We start from the raw sequence: 22,873 nt of genomic DNA on the forward strand, positions 1-22,873 counted from the left end.
GCCGCCCGCGGCGAGCGCGATGACGACGGCCGCGACGACCGCCGCGCCCGAGGCGGCGACCCCGGCGAACTGGCGGGGCCCGGCGGCAGCGGCTCCCGCGGACGCGCCGGCCTTGCCGCCGGCCACCGCGGCCCCGGCGGCGGCCGCACCCGCGGTGGCCGCGGTGGCCGCGCTCGCCTTCGCGGCGCCGATGGTGGCGAGGTAGCCCAGCGCGGCGCCGCCGAGGACGATCGGGGCGATGATCGCGCGCAGCCCGCCGTTGACGTCGGCCAGCTCCGCGGCCAGCGCCCGGCACCGGTCGCACTCGTCGAGGTGGCTCTCCACCTGGGCGCGTTCCCGTTTGGACAGTCCGTCGCGGGTCCACGCGCCGAGCCGCTCGGCGCAGGCGCGGCAGCGTTCCTCGGCGTTCTCCTGCAGGTGGACCTGCAGATACGCCTGGCGGAGACCCTCGCGGGCGCGGTAGGCGAGCGCGGAGACGCCGTTCGCGGTCAGGCCCAGCAGCGGCGCGACCTCGGCCGGGCTCTGCTGCTCGATCTCGGTGTGCCAGAGCACCGCCTGCCAGCGTTCCGGCAGCCGCGCGAACGCCTTGGCGGCCATCGTCCGCTCGAGCCCGGCGACCGCGGTGTCGGAGAACGGCACGGTCAGCGCCTCGGCCGCGGCGCCACCGACCTCGGTCATGTCCTCGTTGAGGTCGACCCGGCGTTCCTTGCGGGTGCGGTCGTACGCGGTGTGACGCAGAGCGGTCAGCAAGTACGCCCGGAAGGCTGTGTCCGGGCCCTTGCCACCACGGAGCGTGTCGAGCACCTTGGCGAACGCCTCGGACACGAGATCGTCGGCTTCGGAGCTGGAGCGGGCCAGCTGACGGGCCAGATTCCGGGCTGCGCCGGTGTGCCGTTCGTAGAGCGTCCCGTAAGACTTGATCTTCCCGGAGCGGACCTCCGCGATCAGCTCGGCGTCACTCTTTCCGCTGAGATCGGCGGGAACGGTGGACACGGCACTCCTCGGTCGGCTAGGGCCAGGACCTGCCATTACAGGCCGATCCGGGACGCGAGACAAGTGTGACTGACCCACCCCCGGCGGTCACGTCGTGGTCGCCGTGATGACTCCGACGGCGGAGCAAAATCACCCACCCCCGGGCCGGCCCGGGGAAAAGCGCCGCGACAAAAACTGGTCAGTACGCGTCACGGGGCCCGCCGGGGTACGTCCTCTTCGTGAAGCACCGAGCAAGATCGCTGCGAACCGGACGAAAGGGGCGGGTGGCCAGTGGATGTTCCGGCTACGCGACCCGGCTCCGACGACACCCCGCCCACGCAGGCCGAGCGAGACGCCTCCCTGCGTGCGCTGCGGGCGCGCTGGCGCACGGCCAGCCTCGCCGCGGGCTGGCGGTTCCCCAGCGACTGGGCGCTGCCCGAGGTCGACGCCGTCTGCGCGGCGGTGATGGCGAAGGGCCGCGTCGAAGCCGCCGAAACCGCGCTCGCCGGCCTGGCCAGGGCCCGGGCGGCGGCCGGTGCGGGGCTCGCGGAGACGCTGGCCGACCTCGCCGCGCTGCACGCCGTCCTCGGCCACAGCGGTGACGGGTTCGTCTCGCCGGACGTCGACGCCACACCGGCGCGGCTGCTCCGGACCACCGCGCTGGCCTGGGCGGACGTGGCCACCGATCAGCTCGTGCACACCGAGGTCACCGACTCGCTGACCGGCCTGCCGTCGGCCGCCTACCTGCGCACCCGGCTCGCGGAGCTCTACCGCGCCGCCGAGGCGCGCGAGCGGCCGGCCGCCGAAGACCACGTGCTGCTCGTCGTCTCGCTCGACCTCAGCGCCGTCGCCGGGTTCCCGCGGCTGACCGGGATGATCCTGGTCGCGGACGCGCTGCGGGCGGTGTTCGACAGCGGCCAGAGCGTCGCTTCGCTGGGCCCGTCCGTCGTCGCGGCCCTGGTCCCGAAGGACGAGCGGGTCGCTTCACAGGGCGTTGCGCTGCGCCGGGCGTTGCACGAGCGGCTGCAGGTCGACGCCCAGCTGGCGGACGTCGGCCGGCCGCGCGTCTCGGCGGTGCGGCTGCCCGCCACCCACGAGCTCGCCTGCGACCTGCTGGCGCACCTGGCGCGCGCGTAGAACACCGGAAAAGTCCGGTTTCGCCCGGACCCTTCCGACCGGGACCGGGCCGGTCATGATTTCCTGGTGCGGTGACCCGGACCGTATCCACCGACGTCGACGGCGAAGTCGCGGCCAGACCCCTGCACCGGCTGGCCCTGCGGAAATCACTCGCCCGGCTGTCCGTCCGCCCGCGGTCGATCCTGATCCTGTCAGTGATTCCGCTGGTCGCGATCGGGTACGGCATCTACGGCTGGCAGCACGACTGGGTGCTCGGCGTCGACAGCGCGGTCTACCGCGCGGGCGCCCTCACCCTGCTGCACGGCGACTCCCTCTACGACGCGAACACGCTGCCCAACGAGCCGTGGTGGGCGCTGCTGCCGTTCACCTACCCGCCGACGGCGGCGCTCATCTTCATCCCGCTCGCCGCATTTCCGACGCAGATCTCCTGGGGCCTGATCACGGCCGTCTCGCTGGGGGCGATGGCGCTGTCGATCCGGATCGCGATCGGCGCGCTGCCCCGCCCGGCCGCGGACGGCCCCCGCTGGTGGGCCTCGCCCGCCCGCTCGACCATCGTGTTCTTCCTGGTCTGCCTCGCCCTCGAGCCGGTCTGGCGGACGATCTTCCTCGGCCAGATCAACCTGATCCTGATGGCCATGATCCTCTTGGACATGCTGGTCATCGGCGCGCGGGGGAGCCGCTGGGGCGGCGTCCTGGTCGGGGTCGCGGCGGCGATCAAGCTGACGCCGCTGGTGTTCCTCGGGCACCTGTTCATCACCGGCCGCCGCATGGACGCGCTGCGCGGGTTCGCGACGTTCGTGCTGCTCCAGGGCCTGATGTTCCTGATCAACGCGCACGACGCGGCCAAGTACTGGACCGTGACGCTGCCGGACACCGGCCGGATCGGGCCGGTGCACTGGGCGGGCAACCAGTCGCTGAACGCGCTGATGAACCGGGCCACCGACCTCGCGCCGTGGGCGTCGAAGGCGGCGATGGGCATCGGCTTCCTGCTCGCCATCCCGGCGCTGTGGCTGCTGGTGCGCTTCCACCGCAAGGGCCAGGCGCTGGCCGCGCTGCTCGTCACCGCGTTCTGGACGCTGCTGATGTCGCCGATCTCGTGGACCCACCACTGGGTCTGGGTGATCCCGCTGATCGTGCTGCTCGTCTCGCGGCTGCCGAAGACCACCCCGAAGACGGCGTGGCGGCGCTGGGTCGGGACCGGGCTGGTGGCGTTCGTGTTCGTCAGCTGCGTGCTGCTGATCCTGCCGAACGGCCGCAACGTCGAGCTGCACTGGAAGGTGTGGCAGAACATCCTGGGGGACGCCTACATCCTGATGCCGGTCGTGCTGGCCTTCGCGCTCATCCTGCGCTGGGGGCTGTTGCGGCGAGCGCGGAAGAAGGCCGCTGCGGACGAGCATGTCGACGTCGCGACCGGCGTCTGAGGCGCGCACCGGCCGCTTTCTCGCCGGGGGGATCGCGCTGCTCGTCCTGGCTTTCGGGGTGGTCGGCTGGCTGGCCGGGTGGCACCTGGGCGCGGACAGCGCCGTGTACCGCGCGGGGGCGCTGACGCTGCTGCACGGCGACCCGCTCTACACGCGGGACGTGCTGACCGCGCTCCCGGACTGGGTGCGCCTGCCGTTCACCTACACGCCGGCCGCCGCGCCGCTCTTCCTGCCGCTCGCCCTGGTGCCGTCCGGCCTGGTCTGGGGCGTGATCGCGGTTTTGTCGGTGGTCGGCCTTATGGTCGTCATCACGGTGGTTTCGTCGCCGCCGGGGGGCTCGTCGCTTCTGGGAAGAAGCCGGTGGGCGCTGCCGGCGGGAACGGCCATCGCGCTGGCGCTGGAACCGGTGTGGAAGACGCTGTTCCTGGGCCAGATCAACTTGATACTGATGGCGTTCGTGGTGCTGGACGTCCTGGTGCTCTCCCTGCGCGGGTCGCGGTGGGCGGGCGTGCTGATCGGCGTGGCAGCGGCGATCAAGCTGACCCCGCTGATCTTCGTGCCGCACCTGTTCTTCACGGGCCGGTGGAAGGACGGGCTGCGGGCCCTGGGCACGTTCGCGGCGCTCGAAGCGGTGATGTTCGCGGTCATCCCGGCCGACGCGGTGCGGTTCTGGCGGGATTCGGCGACCGACCCGAGCCGGGTCGGGTCGGTGCACTGGATCTTCAACCAGTCGCTCAACGGGCTGGTCAACCGGGCCTCCGCGCTGGCTCCCTGGTCGCTGGCGGTGGCGGTCGGGGTGGCGGCGGTGCTCGCCGTGCCGGCGGTGTGGCTGGTCGTGCGGCTGCACCGGCGTGGCGAGGACGCGGCCGCGTTGCTCGTGACGGCGTTCTACGGGCTGTTGCTGTCGCCCGTGTCGTGGTCGCACCACTGGGTGTGGTGCGTGCCCTTGCTCACGCTGCTGGTGGTGAAGGCGCGGTGGTGGGCCGCGGCGGCGGTCGCGGCGCTGTTCGTGTCGCAGGTCGTGATGCTCGTGCCCAATGGCGGGGACTCCGAGTTCCGCTGGGGCCTGGGCTGGTCGATCCTCGGCAACGGCTACGTGCTCGCGGCGGCCGCGGGGATCCTCGGGCTGGCGGCGCGTGAGCTTCGCCTGGTCCGGCGGTCGACCCGCCTCGTGACCGTTTAGGCTGATCGGCGCTATGGACAAACACACCGGTCTGCCCGTCGTGGGCATGGTGGGCGGCGGCCAGCTCGCCCGGATGACCCACCAGGCGGCGATCTCCCTCGGCCAGTCCCTGCGCGTGCTCGCCGCGGGCGAGAACGAAGCCGCGGGCCTCGTCGCCGGCGACGTCACGCTGGGGCACCACACCGACCTCGACGCGTTGCGGAAGTTCGCGGCCTCGGTCGACGTGCTCACCTTCGACCACGAGCACGTGCCGGGCGAGCACCTGCTGACGCTGGCGATGGAAGGCCACGTCATCCGGCCTGCGGCGAGCGCGCTGGGTTTCGCGCAGAACAAGCTCGTGATGCGCGAGATGATGGCGGGCCTCGGCGTGCCGGGCCCGGCGTTCGCCGAGGTGTCCTCTGTGGACGACGTGGTGGCGTTCGGCGGCGAGCACGGCTGGCCGGTGGTGCTCAAGGCGGCGACCGGTGGGTACGACGGCCGCGGTGTCTGGATGCTCGACACCGCGCAGCACGCGCGCGAGACCGTGCCCGAGCTGCTGGCCGCGGGCACCTCGCTGCTGGTGGAGGCGAAGGTGGCGATGAAGCGGGAGCTGTCCGCACTCGTCGCCCGCTCGCCCTTCGGCCAGGGCGCGGCGTACCCGGTGGTCGAGACGGTGCAGACCGGCGGCATCAACACCGAGGTCCTCGCCCCGGCGCCGGGGCTCGACGACTCGCGGGTGCACGAGGCCCAGGACCTGGCGCTGCGGATCGCGGCGACGCTGGACGTCACCGGGCTGCTCGCGGTCGAGCTGTTCGAGACCGACACCGGGCTGCTGGTGAACGAGCTCGCGATGCGCCCGCACAACTCCGGGCACTGGACCATGGACGGCGCGCGCACGTCGCAGTTCGAGCAGCACCTGCGGGCGGTGCTCGACTACCCGCTGGGCCGGACGGACCTGGTCGCCCCCGCGTGCGTGATGGCGAACGTGCTGGGCGCGCCGGAGCTGCCGGAGATGGGGCCGGACGAGCGGTTGCACCACCTGTTCGCGCGGTACCCGGAGGCGCGGGTGCACCTGTACGGCAAGCAGGAGCGGCCGGGCCGCAAGCTCGGGCACGTGAACTTCACCGGCGAGCGCATGGAGGACCTGCGCAACCGCGCGCTGCTGTCGGCGCACTGGCTGTCCCACGCCGTCTGGCTCGACGGCTACGAAATCCACTGACGGGAGAGGTCGGTATGGCGCCGCAGGTGGGCGTGATCATGGGCAGCGACTCGGACTGGCCGACGCTGGAGGCGGCGGGCGCGGCGCTGGACGAGTTCGGCGTCGAGTACGAGGTCGGCGTCTACTCGGCGCACCGCACGCCGCAGCGCATGCTGGACTACGCGACGTCGGCGGCGTCCCGCGGCCTCCGCGTGATCATCGCGGGAGCCGGTGGCGCGGCCCACCTGCCGGGCATGGTGGCGTCGGCAACGGTGCTCCCGGTGATCGGCGTCCCGGTCCCGCTGAAGTACCTGGACGGCCTGGACTCCCTGCTGTCGATCGTCCAGATGCCGGCGGGCGTCCCGGTGGCCACGGTCTCGGTGGGCGGCGCACGCAACGCGGGCCTCCTGGCGGTCCGCATCCTGGCGACGTCCGACGAAGGCCTGCGCGCGAAGATGGCGAAGTTCCAGGCGGACCTGGAGAAGCTGGTGCTGGACAAGGACGCGGCGCTGCGCGAGAAGACCGGTCACTGACCGCCCGATCCGGGCCCGACGCGGCTCCTCCAGGCCGGCGGCGGCGTCCGTGCCCCGGTTCGCGAGTAGCCGCAGGGCCTCGGCGGACGGCCGGGCCGGTGCGGTCGGCGCGGCAGATCGTCGCGGCACGTCAGAGCAGTGCGGCGGTGAGCACGTCGCCGCCGGAGATGCCGATCTCGCTCAGCGGACGTTCGTCGTCATGGGCCTTCAGGTGGCTCTTCGCCCAGGCGGTCCCGATGTCCTTGAGGAGCCTCCCGGTGGGGCCGTCTCGCAGGATCCAGTCCTTGCCGTAGGTGTACGGGCGCACACGCGGGCTGACCGCGAAGAACACTGCGTTCAAGAGCTCCTTCACGCTCGTGTGGTCGTTGACGAGGACCTCCAGCGGGCGCGTGTCGAACGCGGCCAGGTCGATCGTGACCACGCTCAGCCGCGCGACCGACCGAACGGAGGCGACGATCTCGTCGCGCTGGGTGGGTGTCGCACCCAGCGCGTCGAGCTTGCCGTTCACCGCTTCCAGTGACTCGGCAAGCACTGACTCCAAAGCGTCGATGCTCCTCCGCGAGTTCCGGGTCATCGCTTCGGCGTACTCGGCGACGCTCGTGTTCGCGCCGAACTCACGCGGGGCATACAGAACCTTGTTGTCGTGCCACAGGATCAGGAAGAACACCGTGGCGACCGCGGCCGGGAAGACGACTGAGAAAATCGCGAGCATCGCTTGGATCCAGCCGCTCGCCTGCGTCGTCGCAACGGTGACCGCGATCTCCGACAGCCCGAGGAACAGTGAGATCACCCAGAGCGGCCCCGCGACTTTCGGCGCCTCGGTCAAAGGGGGTTGCTGTCCGCTCATCCGAGCTGTTGCCTCAGTTCGCGCTTGAGCACCTTCCCCGCCGCGGACACCGGGATCTGGTCCACCACGTGCACCTCCCGCAGCCGCTTGTACGGCAGCACCTTCTCGTTGACCGTGGCCATCAGCTCGTCCGCGTCCAGCGGTCCCCGGGAGACCACGAACGCCACCGGGAGCTCGCCCACCTCCGCGTCCGGGCGGCCGACCACCGCGGCCGCCGCGACGCCCGGCATCGTGACGAGCAGCTCCTCGAGCTCGCGGGGGAAGACGTTGTAGCCCTTGTACAGGAGCATGTCCTTCTTGCGGTCCACAATAGACAGGTAGCCGTCCGCGTCGAGGATGCCGATGTCGCCCGTGTGGAGCCAGCCGTCCACCAGGGCCGCCGCCGTCTCCTCGGGGCGGTTGCGGTAGCCGAGCATGATCTGCGGGCCGCGCAGGCAGACCTCGCCCCGCTCGCCCTGGGGCAGGGGGTCTTCGCCGCCCTCGGCCGGGACGATCTTGACCTCCGTGTCGAAGATCGGCAGGCCCACCGAGCCGACCTTGCGCGTGCCCGAGCGGTACGTCGGTGAGATCACCGCGCCCATCGTCGCCTCGGTGAGGCCGTAGCCCTCGGCGACCACCACGTCCGGGAAGCGCTCGCGCAGCGCGTTGATCATCGCGTGGTTCATCGGCGCCGCCCCCGAGCCGATCGAGCGCACCGAGGACAGGTCGGCGGTGTGGAACGACGGCGTCGCGAGCAGGGCCGCGAACAGCGCCGGCGCGCCGCCGATGCCGGTGATGCGGAGGCGTTCGGCGTCGGCGACGTACGCCGCCGGGTCGAAGCGCGTGTGCAGGACCATCGTCGTCCCCGCGAGCACCGCCGCGGTGAGGCCGCCGATGATGCCCATCGCGTGGAACCACGGGGTCAGGTTGATCGCGACGCCGGTGCCCAGGCGCGACGGCCACTCGTCCTCGCTGCCGATCTGGTCGATGGTGACGTCGCCGTGTGCGTCGAGCGCCGGGACCGAGCCGGTGCCCCAGCAGGCGTGCTGGAGCGTGTTGACCACGACGTTGCGGTGCGACAGCCGCACGCCCTTGGACCGGCCCGTCGTGCCACCCGTGTAGGCGAGGTGGGCGAGGTCCTCGTGGACGTCGAGCTCGACGGCCGGGGGAGTCTCCGGCTGGGCGGCGTGGAACGCCTCGAACTCCTCGGCGCCCTCGGGCAGGTCGCCGGTGGGCTGGACGACGACGGTGAACCGCGCCGGGATCCGGTCGGCGACGCTCGCCAGCGCCCCCGCGACCGGGCCGAACGTCACCACGGCCGCGGCCTCGCAGTCGGCGAGCTGGAAGGCGAGGTCGTCCGGCGGGAGCAGGGGGTTCGCCGGGCTGAAGGTGGCCCCGGCCAGCAGCGTGCCGAAGTAGGCGACCGGGAAGGCCAGGCAGTTCGGCAGGTGCAGCGCCACGACGTCGCCGCGGCCGATCCCGCGTTCGCGCAGGGCGTTGGCGAACCGGCAGGCGGCCCGGTGGGTCTCGGTGAAGGTGAGGCGGTGGCCGTCGTGGGCGAAGGCCGTGCGGTCGCCCCAGCGCGCGGCACCCGCCGCCAGGATCGAACCGACGGGGACTTCGGGGTACTCGAGGGAGGCGGGCAGACCGGGCGGCGGTGTCGGCGCGGTGATCGGCATCACTCGACCATACGAACGGTGCGGTCAACGCCACAAGGACGACGCAGGTGAACGAGCGCTAACATCGACGGACCCCTCCCGACGTTGCAGAGAAGGTGACCGGAAGTGACCGACGGCCTGTACCAGCTTGCCGAGGAGCACGAGGAGCTGCGGGCCGCGGTCCGGGCCCTGGCCGAGAAGGAGATCGCGCCGTACGCGGCGGAGGTCGACGAGAACGAGCGTTACCCGATCGAGGCGTACAACGCGCTGGTCAAGTCGGGTTTCAACGCCGTCCACATCGGTGAGGAGTACGACGGCCAGGGTGCCGACGCCGTCGGGGCCTGCATCGTGATCGAAGAGGTCGCGCGGGTCGACGCTTCGGCTTCGCTGATCCCGGCGGTCAACAAGCTGGGTACCCAGCCGATCATCCTGTCGGCTTCGGAGGAGCTCAAGAAGCTCGTGCTGCCGTCGATCGCGTCCGGGGAGGCGTCGGCTTCGTACGCGCTTTCGGAGCGTGAGGCCGGGTCGGACACCGCGTCCATGCGTGCCCGCGCGCGGCTCGACGGTGACCACTGGGTGCTCAACGGCACCAAGTGCTGGATCACCAATGCCGGTGAATCGTCGTGGTACACGGTCATGGCCGTGACCGATCCCGATGCCGAGAAGAAGGCCAACGGGATTTCGGCTTTCGTCGTGCACAAGGACGACCCTGGGTTCTCGGTGGGGCCCAAGGAGAAGAAGCTGGGGATCAAGGGGTCTCCCACCCGGGAGATCTACTTCGAGAACTGCACCATTCCGGCTGACCGGATCATCGGTGAGCCCGGGACGGGGCTGAAGACGGCGCTGCGGACGCTTGACCACACCCGCCCGACCATCGGCGCTCAGGCTCTGGGGATCGCTCAGGGTGCTTTGGATGCTGCCGTCGCTTACGTGAAGGACCGCAAGCAGTTCGGCAAGTCCATTGCCGAATTCCAGGGTGTCCAGTTCATGCTGGCCGAAATGGGGACGAAGATCGAGGCTGCCCGTCACCTCGTGTACGCCTCGGCCGCCGCTTCCGAGCGGGGGGACAAGCGGGCTGGGTTCATGGCTTCCGCTGCCAAGACCTATGCGTCCGATATCGCCATGGAGGTGACCACGGACGCCGTTCAGCTCTTCGGTGGGGCTGGGTACACCCGGGACTTCCCCGTGGAGCGGATGATGCGGGATGCCAAGATCACGCAGATCTACGAAGGCACGAACCAGATTCAGAAGGTTGTCATGGCTCGGGCTCTGCTCAAGGGGTAATTGGTTCTCCGTCACCCCGAAGCCTTCATTGTGACTACGGCCGGCGACACGTTGTCAAGGCGGGAAAGCGTGCCTTGACAACGTGTCGCCGGCCGTGTTTTGGCTTCGGATCGGGGTTGTGGGGGGTCTGGGGGGCGTTTTGTTGCGTTGGGTTTATTGCGTTCTGTTGGTGGTTTTGTCTTCCGCGGCCCACGCTGTGAGGATCACGAGAGCGTCGTGGTTCGGGGTGCCCGGCTCTGCCGTGAGGACCATCAAGCGCTGGCCTGAGCCGTCCGGGCTGGCCCAGGTGTCGCAGTCCAGGGTCAGGTCTCCCACCAGGGGGTGGTGGTAGTTCTTGGTTCCGTAGCTCGCGCTGTTGACGTGGTGCTCCGCCCACCACGTCCGGAAGTCCGGGTCCTGCACTGACAGGTCGCCGACCAAGCGGGACAGGTCGGGGTCGGCCGCGTCCGCCGCCGCCTCCATACGGAGGGCCGCCACCGCTTCGCGGGCGTCGTGGTGCCAATTCTTGTGGAGCTCGCGGATCGGCGGGTTCGTGAACAGCAAGCGCAGGTAATTGCGCTGGTGCGGTGGGATGGCGTCGAAATCCGTGAACAGGGCCGTTGCCGCCGTATTCCAGGCCAGGATGTCCAGGCGCTTGCCCAGTACCAGCGCGGGGGTTCCGGTGAGCTGGGTCAGGAGCCTGCTCATCGCCGGGCGCACGCGCTGGGCGGGACGGCGCCTGCGCGGAAGGGCGTCCGCTCGGCCCGCCAGCTCGTACAGGTACCGCTGCTGGTCTTCGTCCAGGCGCAACGCCCTGGCCAGGGTGATCAGCACCGGCGCCGAGGCCCGGACGCGGCCCTGCTCCAGGCGGGTGTAGTAGTCCACGCTGATCGACGCGAGCCCGGCCACCTCCTCGCGGCGGAGGCCGGCCACCCTGCGGGCCGACTCCGGCTCCGGCAGGCCGCAGTCCTGGGGGCTCAGCTGGGCTCGGCGGGCCTTGAGGTACGCGCCCAGCGCCCGCGGATCCGATTCCGGCGTCATGCCTCCAGTGTCCCTGTGCCGGGGCACTCCTGCGGGGGCAAGTTCTTTCCCAGGCAGAAACCTGGCTCTCCCGCCCGGGCCGGATCCGGCGGACTGTGGTGGAGCACCAAAGCACCCCGTCTCGAGGAGAGCCCCCATGGCCATGACCACCGTCCGTTTCGACAGCGCCGGCATCCCGCTCGCCGCCCACCTCCACACCCCGGACACGCCGGCTTCCGGGCCGCGGCCGGCCCTCGTCGTCGGGCACCCCGGGACCGGCGTCAAGGAGCAGACCTCCGGGACCTATGCCCGGCTGATGGCCGAACGCGGGTTCGTCACGCTCGCCTTCGATGCCGCCTACCAGGGGGAGTCCGGTGGGCTTCCACGCGGACTCGAAGACCCCGCCCAGCGCGTCGAGGACTTCAAGGCCGCCGTCTCCTTCCTCACCACCCGGGAGGAGGTCGACGCCGACCGCATCGGGCTGCTCGGGATCTGTGCCTCCGGGGGCTACTCGCTCGCCGCCGCCGGGGGTGACCACCGCGTCAAGGCCGTGGCCACCGTCAGCGGGGTCGATGTGGCCCGTCAGTTCCGCTACGGCGCCGACGGTACCCAGGACCCCGCCGCCTTCCAGGGGCTGCTCGACCTCGCCGCCCAGGCTCGGACCGCCGCCGCCCGCGGGGAGGACCCCGGGGTCCTGACCATGTTCCCCGACACCGCCGAGCAGGCCGGGGCGCTCGGTGGCGAGCACGGTGTCGAGGGCTTCGAGTACTACTGCACCCCGCGCGGCGAGCACGAACGCTCCGCGAAGTTCCTCGCCTGGCCCAGCGTCGACAAGCTGGCGTCCTTCGATGCCTTCCACGCCGTTCCGCTCATCGCTCCGCGTCCGCTGCTCCAGATCGTCGGAACCCGCGCCGTCACGTCGTGGATGGCCGTCGAGGTGCACCAGCGCGCCACCGGACCCAAGGAGCTCCACTGGATCGAGGGCGCCAGCCACGTCGACCTCTACGACAAGAAGGAGTTCATCGACCCCGCCGTCGAAAAGCTCGCCGGCTACTTCGGGGCCGCTCTGGACCGAAAATGACCCACTAGGGGGAGGTTCGAACAAGTTACTCGCGCGTTAAACGTGCGGTGACGCGGGTCACCATCGGTTCACAGAGAGGTGAAACGAATGGGCGCAACGACGCGCGGGTGGCTCACGGCCGCCGCGGCCACGGTGGCGGTTCTCCTGGTGGGGGCGGGGACCGGCCACGCGGCGGAACGAGAACCCACCGGGCCCGTGCAGCCCAATATCCTCACCGCCGCCGTCTACTCGCTCGGGGCCCCCACCATCGCCCCGCCCGGGACCAACGACTGGAACTGCAAGCCCAGCGCGCAGCACCCGAATCCCGTTCTCCTCTCCAACGGCACCACCGCGAACGCCTACGAGAACTGGGCCAACCTCTCGCGGAAGCTCGCCGACGCCGGTTACTGCGTCTTCGCCGGGAACTTCGGCGGAGCTCCCGGCGCCTTCCTGCAGACCGTCGGGCCCGTGGCCGACACCGCGAAAGCGCTTGCCGGCTTCGGGGACCGGATCCTCGCCGCCACCGGGGCGGCGAAGCTCGACGTCGTCGGGCACTCGCAGGGCGGGATGAACATCCGGTACTGGATCAAGTACCTCGGGGGCGCGGACAAGATCAGCCGGCTCGTCGGGCTGTCGCCGTCCAACCACGGGACCGACCTCTTCGGGCTGCTGAGCACGCTCGAACTGATCCCCGGTGTCCCGGCCGCGCTCGGGACCGTCTGCCAGGCCTGCAACGAACAGGCCGTCGGGTCGGACTTCCTCACCGACCTCAACGCCGGCGGGGAAACCGTGCCCGGTATCCAGTACACCGTCATCCAGACCCGCTACGACGACGTCGTGACGCCGTACCGCAGCGCCTTCCTCGCCGCCGCGCCCAACGTCAAGAACATCCTGCTCCAGAACGTCTGCGGGCTCGACTTCACCGACCACCTCGGGATCACCTACGACCCGGTCGCCCAGGGGCTGGTGCTCAACGCCCTCGATCCCGCGCACGCCAAGACACCTCCCTGTGTCTTCGTGCCGCCGGTCATCAGCTGAGTTTCGCCACATGAGACAAACCCCACCGCCGGGGCGGATTTCCGCTCCGGCGGTGTCACTCTCGAAGCATGTACTGGCCGGTTCCGGCGTCCTGGACGCCCCACGACGAAGCCGAGCTGGTCGCCGGCTGGCGGCTGTGGCTCGAGCTGTCCGATCGCGCCTGGCCGACCGCCGCCTGGGACGGGACCCCGGCCGGCGCCGTCCGCCAGCTGCGTGACCTGCTCGCCGCGTGCGACGAGATCGAGACCGCCTACCGGGCGGCCGCCGATGAGCCGTCGCCGGGATTCCTGAGCCTGACCCAGGGGCTCGCCGTCACCGCGGGTTCGGCGATCTCGCTGTGGTTCGACGACTTCGACCAGCTCGACGGCGAGCGCGCGGCCCTGCTGCACGAGGACCTCGCGCGGTTCGCCGAGCAGGCGGAGCAGGTGCTGACGCTGCTGGCGGTCAACGGTGGCTGGGCGGGCCTCGACGAGGTGCGGCGCCGCCCCGCCTAGGACTCGGCCAGTGTCGGATCGGTGCCGCCCTCTTCGACGGGCCGGAACCGCGTGCCGCCGAGGCCGAGTGACAGCGGGTGGTCCAGGGTCAGCTCCGGGCCCGGTCCGATCGCCCAGCCGAGCTCGACGACGGTGTCGGTCTCCTCCCGGTACTCGACCAGGTGCGTGACGTCCCCGTCGTCCACCGACCACTCGCCGCCGACGGTCAGGTGCAGCCGGGCGGCCAGCACGCCCGGCGCCGGGAGGTGCCAGCCGAAGCGCTCGACGACGAACTCCGTGCTCCAGCTCGACCAGTACAACCAGCCCGAACCGTCCGCGCGGAAGCCCAATTCGGTGTACTCGGGCGAACTGGGGTAGACCTCCCGTTCCGACCAATAGCCGATCAGTGGGGTATCCATTTGCGAATCGTCGCAGGCACAGCAAGTGATTAGGCCGCTTGGCCCAGCGGATCCGGGTCGGGCGTGGGTACCCCAGCAGGCATGAACCGGACAGAGGCCACCGCCGAAAGAGGCGAGAAGAGCAACACCGCGCAATGGCTCGGCCGGGCCGGCATGGCGTGCTACGGCGTCGTGCACCTCGTGCTCGCCTACCTCGCCCTGCAGGTCGCCTTCGGCAGCAGCGAGCAGGCGGACCAGAAGGGGGCGCTGGAGCAGATCGGCTCGACGGCGTTCGGGCAGGTCCTGCTCTGGGTCGTCGGCATCGGGCTGGTCGCTTTCGGGTTGTGGCAGTTCCTGATGGCCGCCACCGGCTACGACTGGGTCAGCGGCGGGAAGCGGACGCGCAAGCGGATCGGCGCCGCCGCCCGCGGGGTCGTCGTCCTCGTGCTGGCCTTCACCGCCGTCCGGCTCGCCACCGGCAGCAGCGGGGGCAGCTCGAGCAGCCAGAAGCAGCAGGAGTTCACCGGCAAGCTGCTGTCGCTGCCTGCCGGACCCGTCCTGGTGGTCCTCGTCGCCGCGGCCGTCCTGGGCGTGGCCATCGCAGCCGGCGTCAAGGGCGTGAAGCAGAAGTTCCTCGAAGACCTCAACGCGAACGAACTGCCGGGCAAGTCGCGCCGCTTGGTCGGGTGGCTGGGCACCACCGGCTACCTCGCCAAGGGCGTCGTGTTCGCCGTGGTCGCGATCCTGCTGGCCATCGCCGGGTTCAACGCCGACGCGCACAAGGCGGGCGGCCTGGACGCCGCGCTCAAGACGCTCGCCGCGCAGCCGTTCGGCACCGTGCTGCTGACCGTGGTGGCCTTGGGCCTCGCCGCGTTCGGCGCCTACTGCTTCGCCGCCGCCTGGGCCCACAAGCGCTGAGCGGTGCCTGTCGGTTTCCTGTCGATCACCGTCCGGAGCTTCGGGTCGGGGTGCCCGGTGCCCTACTTTGGGTCGGGTCAGTTGAATATTCACCTACCCGGGAGCTGAAACCGATGTTCGGACGATTCAAGGACGTGGCCCTGTTGCTGGGGAGGATCGGCGTCGCGGTCGTCTTCCTCGCACACGGGCTCCAGAAGTGGAACAACGGCATCGACGGCACGGCGAAGTTCTTCGAGATGTCGGGCATCCCGCTGCCGACGGCCGCCGCGGTCTTCGCGATGACCGTCGAGATCCTCGGCTCGGTCGCCTTCATCGTGGGCTTCCTGCTGCCGCTCGTGGGGATCGGCTACGTCGTCATCTCGGTCGGCGCGCTGCTTTCGGTGCACATCGACAACGGCCTGACCGGCCAGGGCGGCTACGAACTGGTCCTGGTGCTGGCGCTCGCCGGGCTCGCCCTCGGCTTCAACGGCGGCCGGCTCTCGCTCGACCACCTGCTGTGGGGCCGCAAGCGCGCCCGCCGCGACGTCGAGGCGGGCGAACTGCAGAACGCCTGACCCGCACCTCCGTGAAGGCCACCTCGTTTCGAGGTGGCCTTCACGTGTTCACGCCGGGAGGTCCGCCGTGGTGCGTTCGGCTTCGCGCCGGGCGGCGAGTTTGGCCGGGTCCGCGTTGCTGACGTGGACCAGGTGGGCGCCCGCGGCCAGGGGGACGAGCAGGCCGTCGAGGACGCCGTCGGGCGAGGTCCAGTCCCGGGTGGACAGCACCCGGTCGCCCGCGGTGAGGCCGAGTTTCGCGGCACGGGCCCTGGCTTCGGCCAGCACGTCGTCCACAGTGGACTCGAAGAGCGCGGCCGTCGTGCCGGGGACCGGGAAGAGCGGGTGGTACTGGTCGCCCGCCAGCCGCGCCTCGCTCAGGTAGTCGAACGCGCCGCCGCCCGGCGGCTCGGCGAGGCCGCGGCCCATCGGGTCGAGCGTCACGACGGCGGTGGCCGCCGCGCCGGTCGGTTCCGGGTCGTCCGGCCCGACGAACGCCACCCGCGCGCCGGCGCCCTCGGTCACCACGCGCGCCCCGCACCACCACGCCCCGAGCAGCACGCCGACGGTCTGCCAGTGCGCCGGGAGCTGCACGGCCACGGCGTCGCCCGGCTCGACGTCGAACTCCTCGGTCAGCCAGTTGGCCGTCTTCGCCGCCCAGTTCGCGGTGGTCGCCACGGACAGCTCGACGCGGCTGCCCAGCTGGTCGTCGTAGTGGGTGATCAGCGGTTGGGCGGCCGGCAGCGGGCGCAGCAGCTCGTCGGTCAGGCTCATGGGGACAAGGCTAAAGCGCGGACCGCGCGCTCTGCCGGTTGACACCGGATGATCGATCTCAGTACCTTTGCTTTGAAAACAAAGTCATCTCGGAAGCTGGGGGACCACATGACCATTCTCGTCACCGGAGCCACCGGACACGTCGGCCGCGCGGTGGTCGACGCGCTCGTCGCCGCAGGTCAGGACGTCCGCGCGTCGAGCCGCGACGCCGCGAAGCTCGACCTTCCGGAAGGCGTCGCGAAGGTGAGCGCGGACCTGGAAGACCCTTCGACGTTGGAGCCCGCGCTCGACGGCGTCTCCGCGGCCTTCCTGTACACGCGGCCGCAGGGGATCGAAGGATTCGTGAAGGCGGCCGAGGCGGCCGGGGTGCGGCACGTCGTGCTGCTGTCCTCGGCCGCGACGCTCGAACCGGACGCCGCGGAGAGCCGGATCGCGGGGCTGCACCGCGCGGTCGAGCAGGCACTGGCCGCGGGGTCGTTCGCTTCGACGGCGTTGAACCCGGGCGCGTTCGCGACGAACACGCTGGGCTGGCGCGCGGACATCGCGGAGGGCGTGGTCCGCACGGCGTACCCGGATTCGCGGATCGGGGCGATCCACGAGCGGGACATCGCCGACGTCGCGGCCCGGATCCTGATCGACGGCTCGCACGACGGGGAGTCGCTCGCGCTGACGGGCCCGGAGCCGATCTCGTTCCGCGAGCAGGCCGAGGTGCTCTCGGACGTCCTCGGCCGGCCGTTGCGGGTCGAAGAACTGACGGTGGACCAGGCGATCGAGCGGATGCTGGCGCTGGGCTGGCCGTCGGACGTGCCGGCGTCGGTGCTCGGGGCCTGGGCGCGGACGGTGGGGCAGCCGTCGCCGGTGACGGACCTGGTGCGCGAAGTAACCGGCCACGCGCCGCGGACGTTCCGCCAGTGGGCGGAAGAGCACCGCGCCGACTTCAGTTGACGCAGGTGACTCCGGGGGAGGCTCGGAGCAGCGGTGCCGCGGCGGGGGCGGCGCCGCTGCCCGAGCCGCCACCCGCGGGCGCCTGGGCCGCGGCCGGGGCGGGGCGGCCCGCCAGGCCCGCCACGAACTCGCGGACCGCCTTCAGGTCGATCTGCACGATGCTCTGACCGTCCCCGCTGCGGCCGTTCGCCGTCACCACCGGGATCGTCGCGAACGTCAGGTCGCCCGACGCGATCCCCTTGGCCTGCTGCGCGAACTGCAGCAGGTCGAGGCCCGGGTCCAGGGTCAGCGACCGGTGGACGGCGTCCATCAGGTCGTTGAGCGTGCCCGGGCTGGTCAGCGTGCCCGCCGACAGCAGCTGGTGCAGCGCCGACGACAGGAACGCCTGCTGCCGGACGATCCGGTCCAGGTCGCCGCGCGGCAGGTTCTTGCGCTGCCGGACGAACGACAGCGCCTCGCCGCCCGAGACCGTCTGCTCGCCGCGGCGGAAGCTCGCGCCCGAATCCTTGTCCTCGGTCGCGTGGTTCAGGCACACCTTGACCCCGCCGAGCGCCTCGGTCAGCAGGTAGAAGCCCAGCAGGTTGATCTCGGCGTAGTGGTCGATCCGCACCTGCGTCAGGTCCTGCACCGCCTGCACCAGCACGCGACGGCCCTCGGTGTCGGAGTCACGCTCGATCTTCGCCTGGTCGCGCTCGCCCTGCCCGCGCAACGCCTGCGCGAAGTGGGCCTTCGCGATGCCGTACGCCGAGTTGATCTTCGCCTCGCCGCGGCCCGGGATGGCCGTCCACGTGTCGCGCGGGATCGAGACCGCCGAGGGCTTGGCGCCGCTCTTCGGGATCCGCAGCAGGATCATCGTGTCGGTGTTCACCGCGCCGTTGTTGGCTTCGGTGCGCAGCTGCCGCAGCACCCGCGCCGGCAGCGCGTTGCCCTGGGCGTCCGTGCGCGCGTCGCTGCCGACGAGCAGGATGTCCTCCGCGCCGTCGTCCGCGGGCGGTGGCGCGGGCTCGCCGGCCCGCGGGGTGAGCGCGTCGGTCGTCGGGACCGTGCTCTGCAGCTGGTCCTTGGTGACGTAGACGTAGCCGCTGGCGCCGAGCGCGAGCAGGGACACCAGGCCGACCGCCACCCGGCGCGTCACCCTGCCCGCCCGACGCATCCGTGACGGCGCCGGAGCGGCAGCCTGCCGCGGAAACGGCGACGGCTTCCAGTCGTCGCTCTGCGTCACCGATTCGGTGATTTTCTCCGGTTCTTCCTGCTCGTCTGCCACGCTGGCTTTCCTCCCCCGAACACCCTGCGTACGCAGTCTAGTTGACGCAGGGGACGTCGCCCGCCGTGATCGGCGGCGCGGCGGGGGTGGACGAAACCACCGGCGGCTTCGCGGCCGACGACGTCGGCGCGCCACCGGCGCCCGCGGCCGAGTTCCGCATGTCCTTGCCCAGCAGCACGCGCACGTGCCCGGCGGGGACGTCGCGGTCCGGCTCGGCCTGCACCGCGGTGCCCAGCGCCTGCTTGACCAGGGCCAGCGCGGCGTCGTCGCCCGGGTGGTAGCGGACGACGGTGGAGTTGCGGGTGCTCAGCCGCTGGTCCGCGGCGAGCGTGAAGCCCTTGCCCTGCAGCGTGGTGTGCGTCTGGGCGGCCAGCGACGGCGAACCCGAGCCGTCGAACAGCTCGACCGTGACGGCCTGCGCGCCGGCCAGTTGCGTCGACGTCGGCGCCGCCGGGGTGTCGCCGTCCGAGGTCAGCCGCGCCACCTCCGCCGCCACCTGGGCCGGGTCGACGCGCAGCACGTCGGCGCCGCCGATGTTCGCGTTGCCCAGCGTGGGGATGGTGTGGAACTCGATCCGGCCGCCGGTCAGGCCGCGCATCTGCTCGGCGAACTCCGTCAGGTCCCAGCCCTGGGACAGCACGACCGACTTCTTCACCGCCGACACGAGGTCGGCGATCTTGCCCGGGCTGGTCAGCACGTCGGTCGAGATGACCTTGCGGGCCAGGCCGGAGAGGAACGCCTGCTGCCGGGCGATCCGGTCGAGGTCGTAGTTGGGCAGGCCGTAGCGCTGGCGGACGAACGCGAGCGCCTGCACGCCTTCGATCGTCTGGCGCCCGCCCGGCAGGTCGACGCCGGACTTCGTTTCCTTCACCGGTCCCTTGAGGCAGACCTCGACGCCGCCGATGGACTTGGTGATCTCGTAGAAGCTCGCCAGGTTGACCTCGGCGTAGCGGTCGATCATGCCCGGCTTGCCGATGAACTTCTCGATCGTCGCGATCAGGTTCTTGCGCCCGGCGACCTTCGCTTCCTGGTCGGCCTGCTTCAGGTCGGTCATGCCCTGGCGCTGCAACGTCCGGTAAGTGTCCGTGTACGCGTAGACGAACGCGCTGTTGAGCTTGTGCTTGCCGAAGCCGCCGGTCAGTTCCACCCACGAGTCGCGGGGGAACGAGATCGCGATCGCCTGCTTCCCGTTCTGGGGGATGTGCACGAGGATCATCGTGTCGGTGTTCAGCTCGCCGTCCGAGACGCCGGCGTGCAGCATGTCCAGCACCTCGCGGGGCAGCGGGTTGCCCTGCGCGTCGGTGCGGCTGTCCTGGCCGACCAGGAGGATGTCGACCGCGCCGTCGAGCGGCTTCGCGTGCGCCTCGGTGTCGGCGAAGACGTTCGTGGTCGTCAGGCCGGTGTTCGGGTCGCCGATGTAGTGCCAGCCGTACCAGGTCAGCGCCAGGATCGCGACGGACAGCAACGACACCACGACCTTGCCGCCGCGGCGGGCGAAGACCGCGACACCGCCGCCGTTCGGTTGCCTTCGGCGCGCCGGGATGGTCGGCGCAGCCTGCTCGGTCACGCGCTTCCTCCCCTGTGACCCCGTGCTTCCCCCAGGACACCAGTGTGCCTCACCGGAGACTCTACTGAGGGCGTTGTGGGACCTCCGTAGGCTGGGGGCGAATTGCCCCGCCCGGGGCGTGAGGAAAGGCGGGAAGATGCGGGTCCTGGTCACCGGTGGTGCCGGCTTCATCGGGTCGCACTACGTCCGGCAGGTGCTGACCGGCGCCTACCCGGCGCTGCGTGACGCCGAGGTGGTCGTGCTGGACAAGCTCACCTACGCGGGCAACGAGGCCAACCTGGCCCCGGTCGCCGCCGACCCGCGGCTGCGCTTCGTACGCGGCGACATCTGCGACACCGCGCTGGTCGCCGAGGTGATGGCCGGGGTGGACCTCGTCGTGCACTTCGCCGCGGAGTCGCATGTGGACCGCTCGATCCTCGGCGCCGCCGACTTCGTGCTGACGAACGTGCTCGGCACGCAGAACCTGCTGCAGGCGGCCCTGGAAGCGGGTGTCGGCAAGTTCGTGCACGTGTCCACCGACGAGGTGTACGGCTCGATCGAGCACGGCTCGTGGACCGAAGACCACCTGCTGGAGCCGAATTCGCCGTACTCGGCGTCGAAGGCGTCGTCCGACCTGGTGGCGCGCTCGTTCTTCCGCACCCACGGGCTGCCGGTGTGCATCACCCGGTGTTCCAACAACTACGGTCCGTACCAGTTCCCGGAGAAGGTCATCCCGCTGTTCGTCACCAGCCTGCTGGACGGGCGGAAGGTGCCGCTCTACGGCGACGGGCTCAACGTCCGTGACTGGCTGCACGTGGACGACCACTGCCACGGCATCCAGCTGGTCGCCGACGGTGGCCGGCCGGGCGAGATCTACAACATCGGCGGCGGCACCGAGCTGACGAACCGGTCGCTGACGGAGAAGCTGCTCGAGGCGGTCGGCGCGGGCTGGGACAGCGTCGAACCGGTCGAGGACCGCAAGGGCCACGACCGCCGGTACTCGGTGGACATCACGAAGATCGGCGAGGAGCTGGGGTACGCTCCGCGCGTCTCCTTCGAGGACGGTCTGGCCGAGACAGTGGCCTGGTACCGGGACAACCGTGCGTGGTGGGAGCCGCTGGCCGGGCGGGCCGCGCTGAAGAAGTAGAGGAAGTTTTCCGTGCCGCTGACGGTACTCGTGCCCGGGGGTTCCGGGCAGCTCGGCCGGGATCTCGCCGCGCTGGCGTCCCCTTCGGTGGAGGTCGTGGCCCCGGGGTCCGCCGAGCTGGACGTGACGGAGACGGGCCAGGTGCTGGCCGCGGTCGGGGCGGTGGCCGAGCGCGCCCGGGAAGCGGGTGCGGCCCCGGTGGTGATCAACGCGGCCGCGTACACGGCGGTCGACAAGGCCGAGACGGACGAGGAACGCGCGTTCGCGGTGAACGCGGACGGGCCGCGCGTGCTGGCGGCGGCGTGCGCGTCCCGGCGGGTGCCGCTGATTCACGTGTCGACGGACTACGTGTTCCCGGGCGATGGTGTTGCGCCGTACGAACCTTCGGACGAACTGGGACCGCGCTCGGCGTACGGCCGCACCAAGGCGGCGGGCGAGGACGCGGTGCTCGGGTCCGGGGCGTCGTCGTGGGTGGTGCGGACCGGGTGGCTCTACGGGCGGTCCGGGACGAACTTCGTGAAGACGATGGCTTCGCTCGAGGCCTCCCGCCCCGAGTTGTCCGTTGTGGACGATCAGGTGGGCGGTCCTACGTGGACGGCCGACCTGGCCGCCGGGCTGCTCGAACTGGCTACGCGGGTGGCTTCGGGTGCTGGGCCGTCGCAGCGGATCCTGCACTGCACGAACGCGGGTTCGGTGAGCTGGTGCGGCTTCGCGCGCGCGGTCTTCCGGCACCTGGGCGCGGACCCGGCACGGGTGCACCCGTGCACGACGGCGGAGTTCCCGCGCCCGGCAGCGCGTCCGGCGTACTCGGTGCTGTCGCCGGCCTCGTGGCGGGAGGCGGGGCTGACCCCGCTGCGGTCGTGGGAAGACGCCCTGGACGCCTACTTCGCGACGGCGTAGCAGCTGGCCAAGTCGTCCGGTGCGTTGTCGAGGACGGTCGGCAGCATCGCCATGATGGCGCTGCCCAGGACGTGGCTGCCGTCCGGCCGGTCGGCGACCCGGGCCCGGGCGAGCTCGCCTTCGACGATCGCGTGGAAGATGATCGCGATGTCCAGCCAGCAGTAGCCGCTCTTCAGCCGCAGCCCGTAGGCCGTGGCGACCTTCTCGTAGAGCTTCGCCCGCCGAGGCAGCAACTGGTCGAGCTGGGCGCGGCAGAACTCCCGGACCCCGGGGTGGTCCGGCAGGGCACTCCGGACGATCGTCTGCACGCCGGCCGGCGGATCCTCCAGCATCGTCCGCACTTCGACGTCGGCCAGGAGCCGCACGAACTCGGCCAGGCTGAGGTGTTCGACGAGCTGCTCGCTGGCCGCGTCCAGCTGGTTCAGGTGACCGCGCTGGAGCGCCAGCCGGAACAGGTCCGAGACCGGATCTCCGGGGCAGCGGTCGTTCCGTTCCCCGTCGTCGCGGAGCAACCGCAGTCCGATGTCGAGGAATTCGCGCCGTTCCGGATCGACCGGCATAGGGGCCTCCTCCGAAGTCACCCGCTCGGCGACCTCGGACCGGTGCGCCGAATGTGGGAACTAGATCTCGGCGCGGTTGCCCTCTGTTACCGGTCCGGGTGCTCCGATATCGGGCCGTTGCCTCGAC

General features: G+C 71.1%; 23 protein-coding genes. 14 read left to right on the forward strand and 9 right to left on the reverse strand.

Going from position 1 to position 22,873, the window contains the following annotated elements; translation table 11 throughout:
* On the reverse strand, positions 1-993 hold a 993-nt coding region (locus tag CCN39_RS21800), incomplete at its 3' end, for a sigma-70 family RNA polymerase sigma factor (protein ID WP_208630302.1).
* Between the two features lie 270 nt (positions 994-1,263).
* Here CCN39_RS21800 and CCN39_RS21805 point away from each other — a divergent pair.
* The 5 genes from CCN39_RS21805 to purE all read left to right on the forward strand — a co-directional run bounded on the left by CCN39_RS21805 (position 1,264) and on the right by purE (position 6,423).
* Positions 1,264-2,109 carry a GGDEF domain-containing protein gene (locus tag CCN39_RS21805; protein WP_086844770.1) on the forward strand — a complete coding sequence of 282 codons (846 nt, stop codon included), beginning with the start codon at positions 1,264-1,266 and terminating at the stop codon, positions 2,107-2,109.
* 71 nt (positions 2,110-2,180) lie between these two features.
* Positions 2,181-3,530 (forward strand): glycosyltransferase 87 family protein, encoded by a 1,350-nt coding sequence (locus tag CCN39_RS21810; RefSeq protein ID WP_086844772.1) that lies wholly within the window; start codon positions 2,181-2,183, stop codon positions 3,528-3,530.
* Entirely contained in the window at positions 3,505-4,713 is a 1,209-nt protein-coding gene (locus CCN39_RS21815; RefSeq protein WP_086844773.1) for a glycosyltransferase 87 family protein, read from the forward strand. The genes CCN39_RS21810 and CCN39_RS21815 overlap by 26 nt, the downstream gene beginning before the upstream one ends.
* Positions 4,714-4,726: 13 nt before the next feature.
* A complete protein-coding gene (locus CCN39_RS21820; protein WP_086844775.1) occupies positions 4,727-5,911 on the forward strand; it encodes a 5-(carboxyamino)imidazole ribonucleotide synthase in 1,185 nt (394 codons plus the stop codon).
* Positions 5,912-5,925: 14 nt separating this feature from the next.
* Positions 5,926-6,423, forward strand: a complete 498-nt coding sequence (purE, locus tag CCN39_RS21825; protein ID WP_086844777.1) for a 5-(carboxyamino)imidazole ribonucleotide mutase — start codon at positions 5,926-5,928, stop codon at positions 6,421-6,423.
* A 130-nt stretch (positions 6,424-6,553) separates the two neighbouring features.
* Here purE and CCN39_RS21830 read toward each other — a convergent pair whose 3' ends face one another.
* Both CCN39_RS21830 and CCN39_RS21835 read right to left on the reverse strand, forming a co-directional pair.
* Positions 6,554-7,270: a hypothetical protein gene (locus CCN39_RS21830; protein ID WP_143264109.1), complete on the reverse strand. Its 717-nt coding sequence runs from the start codon at positions 7,268-7,270 to the stop codon at positions 6,554-6,556.
* Positions 7,267-8,928, reverse strand: coding sequence for a class I adenylate-forming enzyme family protein (locus CCN39_RS21835; protein WP_208630304.1), 1,662 nt, complete (start codon positions 8,926-8,928; stop codon positions 7,267-7,269). The genes CCN39_RS21830 and CCN39_RS21835 overlap by 4 nt, the downstream gene beginning before the upstream one ends.
* 105 nt (positions 8,929-9,033) lie before the next feature.
* Here CCN39_RS21835 and CCN39_RS21840 point away from each other — a divergent pair, with 105 nt between their 5' ends.
* A complete protein-coding gene (locus CCN39_RS21840) occupies positions 9,034-10,191 on the forward strand; it encodes an acyl-CoA dehydrogenase family protein (RefSeq protein WP_086844784.1) in 1,158 nt (385 codons plus the stop codon).
* A 153-nt stretch (positions 10,192-10,344) separates the two neighbouring features.
* Here the strand turns inward: CCN39_RS21840 and CCN39_RS21845 are convergent, their stop codons facing one another.
* On the reverse strand, positions 10,345-11,211 hold the full coding sequence (locus CCN39_RS21845) for a helix-turn-helix domain-containing protein (protein WP_086844786.1): 867 nt from the start codon (positions 11,209-11,211) through the stop codon (positions 10,345-10,347).
* 142 nt (positions 11,212-11,353) lie between these two features.
* Here CCN39_RS21845 and CCN39_RS21850 point away from each other — a divergent pair, with 142 nt between their 5' ends.
* The 3 genes from CCN39_RS21850 to CCN39_RS21860 all read left to right on the forward strand — a co-directional run bounded on the left by CCN39_RS21850 (position 11,354) and on the right by CCN39_RS21860 (position 13,782).
* Entirely contained in the window at positions 11,354-12,271 is a 918-nt protein-coding gene (locus tag CCN39_RS21850; RefSeq protein ID WP_244210939.1) for an alpha/beta hydrolase, read from the forward strand.
* Between the two features lie 87 nt (positions 12,272-12,358).
* Positions 12,359-13,288: an esterase/lipase family protein gene (locus CCN39_RS21855; protein ID WP_086844789.1), complete on the forward strand. Its 930-nt coding sequence runs from the start codon at positions 12,359-12,361 to the stop codon at positions 13,286-13,288.
* 68 nt (positions 13,289-13,356) lie between these two features.
* On the forward strand, positions 13,357-13,782 hold the full coding sequence (locus CCN39_RS21860) for a hypothetical protein (RefSeq protein WP_086844791.1): 426 nt from the start codon (positions 13,357-13,359) through the stop codon (positions 13,780-13,782).
* On the opposite strand, the gene CCN39_RS21865 is transcribed toward CCN39_RS21860, so the two are convergent.
* A complete protein-coding gene (locus CCN39_RS21865) occupies positions 13,779-14,180 on the reverse strand; it encodes a hypothetical protein (protein ID WP_086844793.1) in 402 nt (133 codons plus the stop codon). The genes CCN39_RS21860 and CCN39_RS21865 overlap by 4 nt on opposite strands.
* Before the next feature lie 81 nt (positions 14,181-14,261).
* Here CCN39_RS21865 and CCN39_RS21870 point away from each other — a divergent pair, with 81 nt between their 5' ends.
* Together CCN39_RS21870 and CCN39_RS21875 are read left to right on the forward strand one after the other, a co-directional pair.
* On the forward strand, positions 14,262-15,077 hold the full coding sequence (locus tag CCN39_RS21870; RefSeq protein ID WP_086844795.1) for a DUF1206 domain-containing protein: 816 nt from the start codon (positions 14,262-14,264) through the stop codon (positions 15,075-15,077).
* 113 nt (positions 15,078-15,190) lie between these two features.
* Complete coding sequence (locus CCN39_RS21875) at positions 15,191-15,631, forward strand: DoxX family protein (protein WP_086844797.1); 441 nt, start codon at positions 15,191-15,193, stop codon at positions 15,629-15,631.
* 48 nt (positions 15,632-15,679) lie between these two features.
* Here the strand turns inward: CCN39_RS21875 and CCN39_RS21880 are convergent, their stop codons facing one another.
* Positions 15,680-16,384: a TIGR03089 family protein gene (locus CCN39_RS21880; RefSeq protein ID WP_086844799.1), complete on the reverse strand. Its 705-nt coding sequence runs from the start codon at positions 16,382-16,384 to the stop codon at positions 15,680-15,682.
* A gap of 108 nt (positions 16,385-16,492) precedes the next feature.
* Between CCN39_RS21880 and CCN39_RS21885 the strand changes: the two genes are divergently transcribed.
* Positions 16,493-17,329 carry an NAD(P)H-binding protein gene (locus CCN39_RS21885; RefSeq protein WP_086844800.1) on the forward strand — a complete coding sequence of 279 codons (837 nt, stop codon included), beginning with the start codon at positions 16,493-16,495 and terminating at the stop codon, positions 17,327-17,329.
* On the opposite strand, the gene CCN39_RS21890 is transcribed toward CCN39_RS21885, so the two are convergent.
* Both CCN39_RS21890 and CCN39_RS21895 read right to left on the reverse strand, forming a co-directional pair.
* On the reverse strand, positions 17,322-18,482 hold the full coding sequence (locus CCN39_RS21890) for an LCP family glycopolymer transferase (RefSeq protein WP_086844828.1): 1,161 nt from the start codon (positions 18,480-18,482) through the stop codon (positions 17,322-17,324). The genes CCN39_RS21885 and CCN39_RS21890 overlap by 8 nt on opposite strands.
* Before the next feature lie 148 nt (positions 18,483-18,630).
* Positions 18,631-20,160, reverse strand: coding sequence for an LCP family protein (locus CCN39_RS21895; protein WP_086844802.1), 1,530 nt, complete (start codon positions 20,158-20,160; stop codon positions 18,631-18,633).
* A gap of 136 nt (positions 20,161-20,296) precedes the next feature.
* Between CCN39_RS21895 and rfbB the strand changes: the two genes are divergently transcribed.
* Complete coding sequence (rfbB, locus tag CCN39_RS21900) at positions 20,297-21,286, forward strand: dTDP-glucose 4,6-dehydratase (protein ID WP_086844804.1); 990 nt, start codon at positions 20,297-20,299, stop codon at positions 21,284-21,286.
* A gap of 12 nt (positions 21,287-21,298) precedes the next feature.
* Positions 21,299-22,186: a dTDP-4-dehydrorhamnose reductase gene (rfbD, locus tag CCN39_RS21905; protein ID WP_086844806.1), complete on the forward strand. Its 888-nt coding sequence runs from the start codon at positions 21,299-21,301 to the stop codon at positions 22,184-22,186.
* Here rfbD and CCN39_RS21910 read toward each other — a convergent pair.
* Positions 22,168-22,746: a hypothetical protein gene (locus CCN39_RS21910; protein ID WP_086844807.1), complete on the reverse strand. Its 579-nt coding sequence runs from the start codon at positions 22,744-22,746 to the stop codon at positions 22,168-22,170. The genes rfbD and CCN39_RS21910 overlap by 19 nt on opposite strands.
* Positions 22,747-22,873: the final 127 nt, after the last annotated feature.

The organism is Amycolatopsis kentuckyensis, from assembly GCF_002155975.1.
GTDB classification, from domain to species: Bacteria; Actinomycetota; Actinomycetes; order Mycobacteriales; family Pseudonocardiaceae; genus Amycolatopsis; species Amycolatopsis kentuckyensis.

What these genes read in the sequence shown, in the direction of transcription:
- CCN39_RS21815 (WP_086844773.1), top strand. Translation starts at nt 3,505, where the DNA reads ATGTCGACGTCGCGACCGGCGTCTGAGGCGCGCACCGGCCGCTTTCTC.
- CCN39_RS21820 (WP_086844775.1), top strand. Translation starts at nt 4,727, where the DNA reads ATGGACAAACACACCGGTCTGCCCGTCGTGGGCATGGTGGGCGGCGGC.
- purE (WP_086844777.1), top strand. Translation starts at nt 5,926, where the DNA reads ATGGCGCCGCAGGTGGGCGTGATCATGGGCAGCGACTCGGACTGGCCG.
- CCN39_RS21830 (WP_143264109.1), bottom strand. Translation starts at nt 7,270, where the DNA reads ATGAGCGGACAGCAACCCCCTTTGACCGAGGCGCCGAAAGTCGCGGGG.
- CCN39_RS21835 (WP_208630304.1), bottom strand. Translation starts at nt 8,928, where the DNA reads ATGCCGATCACCGCGCCGACACCGCCGCCCGGTCTGCCCGCCTCCCTC.
- CCN39_RS21845 (WP_086844786.1), bottom strand. Translation starts at nt 11,211, where the DNA reads ATGACGCCGGAATCGGATCCGCGGGCGCTGGGCGCGTACCTCAAGGCC.
- CCN39_RS21850 (WP_244210939.1), top strand. Translation starts at nt 11,354, where the DNA reads ATGACCACCGTCCGTTTCGACAGCGCCGGCATCCCGCTCGCCGCCCAC.
- CCN39_RS21855 (WP_086844789.1), top strand. Translation starts at nt 12,359, where the DNA reads ATGGGCGCAACGACGCGCGGGTGGCTCACGGCCGCCGCGGCCACGGTG.
- CCN39_RS21860 (WP_086844791.1), top strand. Translation starts at nt 13,357, where the DNA reads ATGTACTGGCCGGTTCCGGCGTCCTGGACGCCCCACGACGAAGCCGAG.
- CCN39_RS21865 (WP_086844793.1), bottom strand. Translation starts at nt 14,180, where the DNA reads ATGGATACCCCACTGATCGGCTATTGGTCGGAACGGGAGGTCTACCCC.
- CCN39_RS21870 (WP_086844795.1), top strand. Translation starts at nt 14,262, where the DNA reads ATGAACCGGACAGAGGCCACCGCCGAAAGAGGCGAGAAGAGCAACACC.
- CCN39_RS21875 (WP_086844797.1), top strand. Translation starts at nt 15,191, where the DNA reads ATGTTCGGACGATTCAAGGACGTGGCCCTGTTGCTGGGGAGGATCGGC.
- CCN39_RS21880 (WP_086844799.1), bottom strand. Translation starts at nt 16,384, where the DNA reads ATGAGCCTGACCGACGAGCTGCTGCGCCCGCTGCCGGCCGCCCAACCG.
- CCN39_RS21885 (WP_086844800.1), top strand. Translation starts at nt 16,493, where the DNA reads ATGACCATTCTCGTCACCGGAGCCACCGGACACGTCGGCCGCGCGGTG.
- CCN39_RS21890 (WP_086844828.1), bottom strand. Translation starts at nt 18,482, where the DNA reads ATGCGTCGGGCGGGCAGGGTGACGCGCCGGGTGGCGGTCGGCCTGGTG.
- rfbB (WP_086844804.1), top strand. Translation starts at nt 20,297, where the DNA reads ATGCGGGTCCTGGTCACCGGTGGTGCCGGCTTCATCGGGTCGCACTAC.
- CCN39_RS21910 (WP_086844807.1), bottom strand. Translation starts at nt 22,746, where the DNA reads ATGCCGGTCGATCCGGAACGGCGCGAATTCCTCGACATCGGACTGCGG.